Here is a 10014-nt window from a genome sequence, read left to right on the forward strand (position 1 = left end):
TATGCGAAGCGCATTAGTCGTAGCGGCGGTAATTGCCGTCGCGATCGCGGCGGCAGCCTGCGGCGGGAAAAAGGACGAAACGCTGATCGCGGCCTCCGGCCATGTCGAAGCGACGGACGTGCGTATTTCGAGCAAGGTCGGGGGAAAACTGAAGGAACTGCCCCTGAAGGAAGGCGACGTGGTGGCGCCGGGGCAGGTCGTCGCACGGATAGACACTGTGGATCTTCGCCTTTCCCTCGGCGCAACGCTCGCGGAGCGCGACCAGGCGAAAGCCGACCTGGCCCTGCGGCTTGCCGGAGAGCGGAAGGAAGACATAGCCCAGGCGGAGGCAAGGGTGGCCGCGGCGGAAGCCGACCTGGATGGGAAGCAGAAGGAGCTTGGCCGGAGGCAGGGGCTCCTGGACACTGGCTCCGGGACGGTGAAATCCCGGGACGACGCCCTTGCGCAGCGCGATGTCGCCGCGAAAACCCTGGAAGGAGAGAAGGAGAGGCTGCGGCGTCTCAAGGCGGGGTTCAGGAAGGAGGAGATCGACGCGGCGCGGGCGCGGCTTGCCGCCGCCGAGGCGCGCATCGCGCAGATCCGGCAGCAAATGGAAGACGCGACGGTGACAAGCCCCCTTGCCGGGTTCGTGACCGGGAAGGTGGCGGAGCAGGGGGAGCTGATATCCGCCGGGACGCCGTTGCTCGTCGTGACCGACCTTGCGGACGCCTGGCTGACGATATACATTGCGGAGCCCGACCTTGGCCGCATCCGCGTCGGCCAGGAGGTCGAAGTTGTCACGGACGCGGGCCAGAAGAGGAAAGGCAAGGTCACTTATGTCTCCCCGAAGGCCGAATTCACCCCGAAGAACGTCCAGACAAGGGACGAACGGGTGAAACTCGTCTACAAGGTCAAGGTGGGCCTTGAAAACGGGGACGGGCTGTTCAAGCCGGGCATGCCCGCCGAGGCCCGGATTCCGGCGAAGGGGTAGGGTCGTGGGCGGCGCGGATGCCGTGGTCCAGATCGATAACATGTCCAGGCGCTACGGGACGGTGACGGCAGTCGACGGAATCACCATGGACGTGCGCCGGGGAGAGATGTTCGGCCTCATCGGCCCGGACGGAGCGGGCAAGACGACCACGCTGAGGGTCGCAATCGGTCTGCTCCCGCCAAACGCGGGAACCGTCCGCACCTGCGGGCTCGACCCGGTCCGCGAAAAAAGGAAATTGACTGCCAGGATCGGCTACCTCTCCCAGCGATTCTCCCTCTACGGCGACCTCTCTGTGGACGAGAACATCGCGTTCTTCGCGGATATCCACGGTGTACGCGGATGGCAGGCGCGGCGGGACGAACTTCTCGACATGGTGCGGATGACCCCGTTTCGCGGGCGCCTTGCCGACCGGCTATCCGGTGGGATGAAGCAAAAGCTCGCGCTGGCATGCACCCTGATTCACACGCCCGAACTGCTCGTGCTGGACGAGCCGACGGCGGGCGTGGACCCCGTGTCGCGCCGGGACTTCTGGAGACTGCTCGCGAGGCTCCGGCAGGAGGGGTTGACGATCCTTATGACGACCCCCTATCTCGACGAAGCGGAACGGTGCCATCGCGTCGCTCTCATGGACCGCGGCCGTCTGCTGGCGCTGGATGCCCCGGACGAGCTGAGAAAAGGATTGCAGGGAATCATCATTGAGATTCTGGCCCGTCCGAAGCGCCGGGCGCTGGAGCTCCTGCGCGGGCTGGACGGGGTCGCGGAGGCGGAATCCTTCGGCGAGCGCCTTCATGCCTTCCTTCCCGGCGTCCCTTCGGCGGAGGCTCCGCCTGCCGCAACGCGACTGTCCGCGGCGCTTCAGTCCGCGGGGGGCATAGAGGTGGACTCGGCGCGTCCCGTGGAGCCTTCGCTCGAGGACATCTTCATCTCCCGGCTCCGCTCCCCGGGAGCGGTCCGCGAAGCGGGTTGAGGGGAAATTTCGCAAACGATGACGACCGCCGTCGATGTGAAAAACCTTTGCAAGCGATTCGGCGATTTCCGGGCGGTCGACGACCTGACGTTCTCCGTCGATGAAGGGCTGATCTTCGGTTTCCTCGGAAGCAACGGCGCGGGGAAGTCCACCGCCATACGGATGCTTTGCGGTCTCCTTGCGCCCTCTTCCGGCTCCGCCCACGTTCTCGGCATCGACGTCGCGAAAGATCCCGAAAGCGTGAAGCGCGTCATCGGCTACATGAGCCAGCGGTTTTCCCTGTACGAGGACCTCACGGTGCGCCAGAACCTGCGTTTCTTCGGCAGCGTTTACGGGCTGCAGGGAGAAGCGCAGGCCGGGCGGGAACGATGGGCGATGGAAATGGCGGGGCTCGAAGGCAAAGAGGACCTCCTTACACGCAGTCTGCCGGGCGGCTGGAAACAGCGGCTGGCGCTCGCCTGCGCCGTCCTGCACCGGCCCCGCGTCCTCTTCCTCGACGAACCCACCGGGGGAGTCGATCCTGTTTCACGCAGGATGTTCTTTCAATTGATCGACAGGATGGCCGCCGAAGGGGTTACGGTTTTCGTGACCACGCATTACCTCGACGAGGCCGAGTACTGCGACCGACTTGCGCTGATGCACGCCGGCAGGCTCGTGGCGCTTGGTTCGCTCTCGCAGCTCAAGGGCATTTTCGCCGGGAAGGCGGTGCTCGAAGTTTCCTGTCCGAGGCCGGTGGAAGCCCTGGAGCGTTTGGGCGGGTGCGAGTGGGTTATCAAGACTTCGATTTTCGGAACGAAGATCCACATAGTCGTCCGCGACCCTGAAGCGGGGCGCCGGCTTGTCGTCGAGACGCTTGAACGGGATGGGAACTCCCCAGCAACCGCCGAGCCGATTTCGCCCTCCCTGGAGGATATTTTCATTCACCACGTCGATGAAGAGGAAACCCGATGGGCGGCGGGGGGAAACGGCAAATGAGGAAAACCCGGGCGATCGCCGTCAAGGAGATGCGGCAGGCGGGCCGCGACCCTTTAAGCCTCGTCATGCTGCTTGGGGTCCCCTTGTTGATGCTCCTCCTCTACGGGTATGCCGTGAATTTCGATGTCAGGCACGTGGCGCTGGCCGTGCAGGACCTGGACAAGAGCGCCAGGAGCAGGGAGCTGATCGCATCGTTCACCAACTCCACGTATTTCGATCTTGCAGCGTACCTGCCCGCGGGGGCCGACCTGGACGCGATCACGGAACGAAGGCTCGCCAAGGCCGTTCTCGTCATCCCGGAGGATTTCTCCCGGTCCCTCGACGCAGGAAGGACGGCCCGCGTGCAGCTTCTTCTCGACGGAAGCGACGCCAACACCGCATCCACGATCCTCGGTTATGCCTCTTCGCTTGTCGCGGAAACCAACGTAGCGATCATGCACGACCGGTTCACGGAGGCGGGAAGGGCGGCCGTCCCGTCCATCGCTTATGAGCCAAGGGTATGGTACAACCCCGAGCTTCGTTCCACATATTTCCTGGTGCCGGGTCTGATCGGATTCATCCTGATGCTCACGGCCGTCCTCTCCACGGCCCTTTCCATCGTCCGTGAGAAGGAGCGGGGAACGATGGAGCAGCTCCGGACGGCTCCGCTCGGGACCGTCCAGCTTATCCTCGGAAAATGCGCTCCTTTCCTCGGAATCTCGCTGGTTGCGGCTCTTTCCATCCTGGCGGCGGCGAGGTTCCTTTTCGGCGTGGAGATCCGGGGCCCATATCTCGACCTGTTCCTTGCGACCCTCCTCTACCTCGTCGGAGCGCTCGGATGGGGACTCCTCGTATCCAGCGTTTCCGATTCGCAGGCCATGGCGTTCCAGATGGGGCTTATCACCTCGATGCTTCCGGCAATTCTTTTGTCCGGCTTCATATTCCCGATCCGCTCGATGCCCCAGGCGCTCCAGTGGGTGACCTACGCGGTGCCGGCGAGATATTTCCTGATCGTCCTGCGGGGGATCATTCTCAAGGGCGCGGGCCTCGGACCGTACGGGAAGCAGATGCTCTTCCTCGGGATCTACGCCGCCGCGGTCATGCTGATCGCATCCCTGCGGTTGAGGCGTGAAGAGGCATAGTCATGCGAATCCTTCTACAGGTCATCGTCAAGGAATTCCTCCAGTTGCGGCGGGACAGGAAAATCCTTCCGATGATTTTCATCGCGCCCGCAATCCAGCTTGTCCTTTTCGGATATGCCGCGAACCTGGATGTCTCCGGTATCCCGCTTCTCCTCGTCGACCAGGATCGGACGGCTGCAAGCCGCGAACTGGCGGAACGGTTCACCGGATCGGGGTATTTCGTGTTGGCCGGATACGAGGACGGCACGGCGGCTGTCGAGCGATGGCTGGTCGACGGGCGCGCGCAGGTGGCGCTCGTCATCGCACCGGGTTTCGGAAAGGAGACGGCGGCGGGGAGGTCCCCGCGCGTCCAGTTGATCGCCGACGGCAGCGATTCCAACTCGGCGGTCGTGGGATTGGGCTACGCTTCACGGATAATTTCCGAAAAAAGCGGCGTGTTGATACGAAACAGGATCGGAAACCTCGCCGGCCCCGGGGCGATGTCGCGGCTTGCTGCCGTCGAGCTTGTGCCCCGCACCTGGTACAACCCCGATCTGAAGAGCCGTTGGTTCTATGTCCCGGCGATCCTCGCGATGGTCATCATGGTGATGACGATGGTCATGGCATCCATGGGAGTGGTCCGCGAGAAGGAGATCGGCACCATGGAGCAGGTGATCGTGACCCCGATCCGATCGTGGCAGCTGATCGTCGGGAAACTGTTTCCTTTCGCTGTCATCGGAATCGTCGATCTCCTTCTGGTGACTTCCATCGCCGTATGGCATTTCCGCGTGCCTCTTCGCGGGTCCTTTATCCTCCTTGTTCTTCTTACATGTTTGTTCCTCCTTACGACGTTGGGCCTGGGCCTCCTCGTGTCGACCCTCGTCCGCACGCAGCAACAGGCGATGATGGCCTCCGGGTTCCTTCTGATGACGCCGATGGTCTACTTGTCCGGGCTGCTTTTTCCGATAGAGAACATGCCCGCCGCGATCCAGTACGTCACCTACGCCGTCCCGCTTCGTTACTATGCGACCGTCATCCGCGGGATCTTCCTCAAGGGAAGCGGGATCGGGGTCCTTTGGCCGGAGGCGCTTGCCATGGCGGGTTTCGGGGTCTCCCTGCTGACCATCGCATCGCTCCGGTTCAGGAAACGGCTCGACTGAAGCGGCATCATATATTGTGCGATCACTCCTTGAAAAACGATCATGCCGAGGGGGATTCCGATGAGATATCTCATTCTGGGATGCGGTCCCGCCGGTGTCGCCGCCGCGAAGGCCATCCGCGGGAAAGATCCGAATGCCGGAATCGTAATCGCGACGGAGGAGCGGGACCCGCCGTATTCAAGACCGTTGCTGACCGAGTTGATCGCGGGCCGGGTGGGACGCGCCGCGATTTCAGAGCCTCAGGCCGCCGACCTTTCGGAACTGGGGATCGACGTCCGCCTCGGGATGCGCGCTTCGAAGCTCGATACCGCGGGAAATCGTGTTGTATTTTCCGACGGAACCGGGTCGGCGTACGACGTCCTTCTAGTGGCGACCGGCGGGAAGCCCGGCATTCCGCCCGCGCTGCGGATCGGCCACCCGTCGGTGTTGCCGTTCGATTCACTGGAAGACACGTTGAAGATCCTCGAGCGTGTCCCGCCGCGGGGGACCGTTGCGGTGTGCGGGCCGGGGTTTCTCGCGATCGTTACGAGCAGCGCCCTGCGGAAACGGGGAAACGGCGTGGTCTGGTTCCGTTCCGACAAACCACGCCACGGCTACCCGATCGGGGGGGAACTGGAAGCCAACATCCTCGATTCGGTCAGGAACACCGGCGTAAGGATACTCGACGGACATGACATCGCCGAACTGCGTGAGGTCGCAGGAGGTCTCGAGGCCGTTCCGACCGTCGGCGGCCCACCGGTCCGTTGCGATGCAGTCGTGATCGCGAACGAGCGGTCGCCTTCGACAGGATTTCTTGCCGGCAGCGGGGTGGAGACGGGAGCCGGGATTCTCGTGGACGACCGTCTTAGAACGAACGTTCCGAACATCTACGCCGCCGGCGACTGCGCCGAGCTTTTCGACTGGGGGAGCGGGCACAGCAGGATCAATTTCGGATTGCGCAGCGCCATAAAGCAGGGGAGACTTGCGGGTGAGAACATGGCGGGCGCGGAAAAGCTTTACGCCCGGGAAACGTCGGATTACTTCTGGATCCTCTTCGGACCGGCGCTGCTTGACCGGATCAAATAGAAGGCGACGGGGGGGAAATGGAGCAGGCCTTTTCGGATCGGATGAAGGAAAAGATGAAGACGCCGCCGGTGGCCGTCCTCGTGGGGATCCGCTCGCTGTCGTTCGGAGGCGGCGAAGCAGTACTGGAGATGAAAGCCGACAAGCGCCATCACAACCCGATGGGGACGGTCCACGGCGGGATCCTGTGCGACCTCGCGGACCTCGCGATGGGATACGCGTTCGCAACGACTCTCGGGCCGGGCGAATCGTTCACGACCCTTGAACTCAAGGTCAATTTCCTGAGACCCGTTTTCGACGAGAAATTGACGGCTAAAGCGAAGGTGACGCACAGGGGAAGGACGGTCGGCATGGTGGAGTTCGACGTGACGAACGAGGCCGGAAAAACGGTGGCGCGCGGCTCCTCCACATGCACGGTGCTCTCGGGCGAAGCAGCAAAAGGGAGATGAGGCGGACCGGCGCCCTGCTGGTCCTTTTCGCCGCCGCGATGGCGTTCGCCGAGGCGGCGGTCGTCGTCTACCTCCGCCGGGTTCTCGGGGAGGTAGAAATCTTCCCCATGAAGGATCTTCCCCCCCCGCTGCTCACGATCGAGATCGCCCGGGAAGCCGCGACGGTCGCGATGCTGATTTTCGTTTCCTTTCTTTCCGGGCGAGGCGGTCTGCGCAGGATGGGAGCATTCCTCCTTACGTTCGGCGCCTGGGACATTTTCTATTACGTGTGGCTTCGCGCCGCCATCGGGTGGCCTTCGGGGCTTTTCGATTGGGACATCCTGTTCCTGATTCCCGCTCCGTGGGTGGGACCGGTCTGGTCGGTGATTCTCATCTCCACGGGGATGATCGCGTTCTCGTTCGTGTTCCTTCGCATGCCCGAGGATGCCCCGTTTGCACCCGGCCTGTGGGGGTGGATGTCCGGCGCGGCGGGCGCGCTTGCGGTTATCGGGACATACATCCGGGAATGGGCCAAAATCGGCTACGGGAAGAACGTGCCGTCGGGTTTTTTCCTTCCATCCTATCTTGCGGGTATCCTGCTGCTCGCCGTTTCCGGCTGGATCGCATACCGCAAAGCGGGCGGCGTACCCCGGGGAAATTTCTGACCGGGACATCACATCCGAAACGGCAACCCGCGGCCCGCATATCTTATAGGAAAGCATTCAGTGCAGAGGAGACTGCGTGGGAGAACTCGTCGTTTACATACGAATATACGGCGGCATCGCGATTTTCGCCGCGAGCCTGATCGAGAACCTCGGCGTCCCCTTCCCCGCCTATCCGCTCATCATTCTTGCAGCCGCCTTTGCGGCTTCGGGGATACTCTCCCTTCCGGGGATAATTGCGGCCGCCGTTCTCGGAGCGATCGGGGGCGACATCGCCTGGTACTACCTGGGGCGGCATCGGGGCGTCGGGGTGCTCTCTCATCTTTGCAGGGTCTCCTTCAACCCGGATGCATGCCTCGAGCGCGCAGTGGACGGTTTCCATCGGCGCAAGGTCGCGACCATACTTTTCGCCAAATTCCTCCCCGGCGTGAACCTCATCATGCCTCCCCTTGCCGGGGTCTCGAAGATGCCCATCCTTGCATTTCTCGCTCTCGACGGAGCGGGCGCGACGCTTTGGGCGGGAAGCGCCGCCGCGCTCGGGTGGACGTTCGGCGAGGAGATCGCCGAGTCCGCGCGCGGAATCCAGGGCTGGACGGGATGGATCCTTCTTGCCGGGATCGGCGCCTCTCTGGCCTGGCGGCTCGGGTTCCGCTACTACCTCGTTCACGCGTTTTCCGCCCCGCGCGTGATGCCCGAGGAAGTCCACCGGAGACTCGCATCGGGGGACGACCTGCTGGTCGTCGACCTGCGAAGGGACAACGATTACGCATCGTCCGACAGCATGATCGCCGGCGCCTTGCGCGTCCGCCCCGCATCCTTCCACCGGTTCGCCCACCATCTGCCCCGTGACCGCGACATCGTTTTTTACTGCACCTGACCGGTCGAGGCCACCAGCGCCAGTCTGGCGCGGATCCTCATCAAGCGCGGGTACGACAGGATCGCGGTTCTCTACGGCGGTTTCGACGCATGGTTGCGGGCCGGATTTCCCACTCAGCCCATCATCGCCGGCGAGGCCCCGACAACGGCCTTCCCGGACGCAACGCAGTAGTCTCTTCCGCCCCTGCCTCCGCGTCGGAAACATGCTGATGGCTGCGGGTTTATCCGCTTGACTGGCGGGGGTGGGGGGGAATATATTTTTTCTCTGCCGTTTTTCGTTCCCTGGTAGCTCAACCGGCAGAGCGGGTGGCTGTTAACCACTAGGTTGCAGGTTCGAGTCCTGCCCAGGGAGCCAAATAGTCCGCCGTACGAACCGAGGCCCGCTTCGGTAAGCAGTACCAGACCTCGATCGTGCGGCGATCGTGGATAAGCACCTTCTTCACCACTCGGCGGAGAAGGTGCTTTTTTTGCGGGTTCGTCCCGTTCGCCATCGTCTCGTCGAACTCCCTCAGGATCTCTTCGAGCATCTCCTTGTCGACCGGCGGGATCGTAAGCCGGCCTTTCCGGGCAGCCAGTTCTTTTCTCTCGATCTCCAGCGCTTCCAGGGTGGCGGTGAGGTCCTTGACCTTCTGGTTGCATAGGTCGGGCTTCATGGTCCCGGCCTCGAACGCTTCGAAGTACCGGTCGAGCTTGGCCCGTGCCTTGGCGATCTGACTCTCGATCCGGGCGAGCTCCTTCTTCAGGGCGGGTTTCTCCGCGACCAGCAGCTCGTTCGCCTTTGCCCACAGGCGGGCCATGAAATCCTCGTCCCGGAGCATCGTCCGGATGTCCTTGATGATCGCCGCCTCGAGGAGGTCGGCCCGCACGTAGTCCTGGTCGCATTCGCGGATGCGCCAGCGCTTGTTGCAGAGGTAGTAGGGGAACTTGCGGCCATGATTACGTGTGCTCACCCCGACCATGTGGGTCTTGCACTTGGCGCAGTAGATGATGCCGGCCAACAGTCGTTCTTCCCCGTTGTCGAACCGGCGGCCGCTCAAGGTCTCCACGCGGTCTTTGAGGAGCCCCTTGGTCTTGTCGAAGAGGGCCTCGGAGACGATGGGCTGGTGGGTTCCCTCGTAGATCACCTCGCGCCAGCGGATCTTCCCCACGTAGATCGGGTTCCTGACCATGTGGAGGATCACCTGTTTGGTCCACTTCTGCCCGCTGCGCTTGCGGTGACCGGCCTCGTTGAGCTTGTGGCAGATTGTCTGCATCCCTTCCCGTCCGAAGGCGTACATCTGGAACATCTTCCTGACGATGAGGGCCTCCTCCTCGTTGATCACGAGGCCCTTTTCCGGATCGAGCGTGAATCCGTACGGGACGTTTCCGCCCACAAACTTTCCGCCCTTGGCCTTCTTCTCCATCCCGACCTTTGTGCGTTCGACGATGGTGGCGTGCTCGAACTCCGCGAAGACGCCCAGCATCTGGAGCATCATCTTCCCGGCGGCATTCGCGGTATCGAACGGCTCGGTGATGCTTTTCAGCGCGATCCCGTTCTTCGTGAGCTCATCGACCATCATTGCGAGCTCGCGGACCTTGCGGGATAGCCGGTCCACCCGGAACACGAGAAGAGTATCGAACGCCCGGGCCCCGGCGTCGTAGAGCATCTCCTCGAGGCCCGGGCGGTTCATGTGCGTCCCGGATTCGGTGTCGCGGAAGAGCTTGTGGAGGCGCCAGTCGTCTCCGTACTGCGATTTGCAGTAGGCCTCCAGCCGTTCCGACTGGGCCCCGAGGGAGTATTTCTGGTGGTCTTCGTCGGTCGAGATGCGGGTGTA

Annotated in this window: 10 protein-coding genes and 1 tRNA gene; 10 read left to right on the forward strand and 1 reads right to left on the reverse strand. The window is 62.9% G+C overall.

What is annotated here, in order from left to right:
• Window position 1: 1 nt before the first annotated feature.
• The 10 genes from HY896_04160 to HY896_04205 all read left to right on the forward strand — a co-directional run bounded on the left by HY896_04160 (window position 2) and on the right by HY896_04205 (window position 8555).
• Window positions 2-970 carry an efflux RND transporter periplasmic adaptor subunit gene (locus HY896_04160; protein ID MBI5575538.1) on the forward strand — a complete coding sequence of 323 codons (969 nt, stop codon included), beginning with the start codon at window positions 2-4 and terminating at the stop codon, window positions 968-970.
• A 40-nt stretch (window positions 971-1010) separates the two neighbouring features.
• Window positions 1011-1937, forward strand: a complete 927-nt coding sequence (locus HY896_04165) for an ABC transporter ATP-binding protein (protein ID MBI5575539.1) — start codon at window positions 1011-1013, stop codon at window positions 1935-1937.
• An 18-nt stretch (window positions 1938-1955) separates the two neighbouring features.
• The gene (locus HY896_04170; protein ID MBI5575540.1) at window positions 1956-2912 is read left to right on the forward strand and encodes an ABC transporter ATP-binding protein; all 957 of its coding nucleotides are present in this window, start codon (window positions 1956-1958) and stop codon (window positions 2910-2912) included.
• Window positions 2909-4033: an ABC transporter permease gene (locus HY896_04175; protein ID MBI5575541.1), complete on the forward strand. Its 1125-nt coding sequence runs from the start codon at window positions 2909-2911 to the stop codon at window positions 4031-4033. Before HY896_04170 ends, HY896_04175 begins: the two co-directional genes overlap by 4 nt.
• 2 nt (window positions 4034-4035) lie before the next feature.
• Entirely contained in the window at window positions 4036-5172 is a 1137-nt protein-coding gene (locus HY896_04180) for an ABC transporter permease (protein ID MBI5575542.1), read from the forward strand.
• Window positions 5173-5232: 60 nt separating this feature from the next.
• Window positions 5233-6237 carry an FAD-dependent oxidoreductase gene (locus HY896_04185; protein MBI5575543.1) on the forward strand — a complete coding sequence of 335 codons (1005 nt, stop codon included), beginning with the start codon at window positions 5233-5235 and terminating at the stop codon, window positions 6235-6237.
• A 17-nt stretch (window positions 6238-6254) separates the two neighbouring features.
• Window positions 6255-6683: a PaaI family thioesterase gene (locus HY896_04190; protein MBI5575544.1), complete on the forward strand. Its 429-nt coding sequence runs from the start codon at window positions 6255-6257 to the stop codon at window positions 6681-6683.
• Window positions 6680-7327, forward strand: a complete 648-nt coding sequence (locus HY896_04195) for a hypothetical protein (protein ID MBI5575545.1) — start codon at window positions 6680-6682, stop codon at window positions 7325-7327. The genes HY896_04190 and HY896_04195 overlap by 4 nt, the downstream gene beginning before the upstream one ends.
• Before the next feature lie 76 nt (window positions 7328-7403).
• Window positions 7404-8201 (forward strand): VTT domain-containing protein, encoded by a 798-nt coding sequence (locus HY896_04200; GenBank protein MBI5575546.1) that lies wholly within the window; start codon window positions 7404-7406, stop codon window positions 8199-8201.
• Window positions 8202-8479: 278 nt separating this feature from the next.
• Window positions 8480-8555 (forward strand) — tRNA-Asn (locus HY896_04205).
• Here HY896_04205 and HY896_04210 read toward each other — a convergent pair.
• Window positions 8521-10014, reverse strand: a 1494-nt coding sequence (locus HY896_04210; protein ID MBI5575547.1) for a recombinase family protein, incomplete at its 5' end; no start/stop codon positions are given. The two genes, HY896_04205 and HY896_04210, sit on opposite strands and share 35 nt — an antisense overlap.

Source organism: Deltaproteobacteria bacterium (genome assembly GCA_016218975.1).
In the GTDB taxonomy this organism is placed as follows: Bacteria; Desulfobacterota; Deferrimicrobia; order Deferrimicrobiales; family Deferrimicrobiaceae; genus JAENIX01.

Excerpts from the sequence above, each read along its gene's own strand:
- HY896_04180 (MBI5575542.1), top strand. The coding sequence starts at position 4,036 with ATGCGAATCCTTCTACAGGTCATCGTCAAGGAATTCCTCCAGTTGCGG.
- HY896_04175 (MBI5575541.1), top strand. The coding sequence starts at position 2,909 with ATGAGGAAAACCCGGGCGATCGCCGTCAAGGAGATGCGGCAGGCGGGC.
- HY896_04190 (MBI5575544.1), top strand. The coding sequence starts at position 6,255 with ATGGAGCAGGCCTTTTCGGATCGGATGAAGGAAAAGATGAAGACGCCG.
- HY896_04185 (MBI5575543.1), top strand. The coding sequence starts at position 5,233 with ATGAGATATCTCATTCTGGGATGCGGTCCCGCCGGTGTCGCCGCCGCG.
- HY896_04170 (MBI5575540.1), top strand. The coding sequence starts at position 1,956 with ATGACGACCGCCGTCGATGTGAAAAACCTTTGCAAGCGATTCGGCGAT.
- HY896_04195 (MBI5575545.1), top strand. The coding sequence starts at position 6,680 with ATGAGGCGGACCGGCGCCCTGCTGGTCCTTTTCGCCGCCGCGATGGCG.
- HY896_04165 (MBI5575539.1), top strand. The coding sequence starts at position 1,011 with ATGTCCAGGCGCTACGGGACGGTGACGGCAGTCGACGGAATCACCATG.
- HY896_04160 (MBI5575538.1), top strand. The coding sequence starts at position 2 with ATGCGAAGCGCATTAGTCGTAGCGGCGGTAATTGCCGTCGCGATCGCG.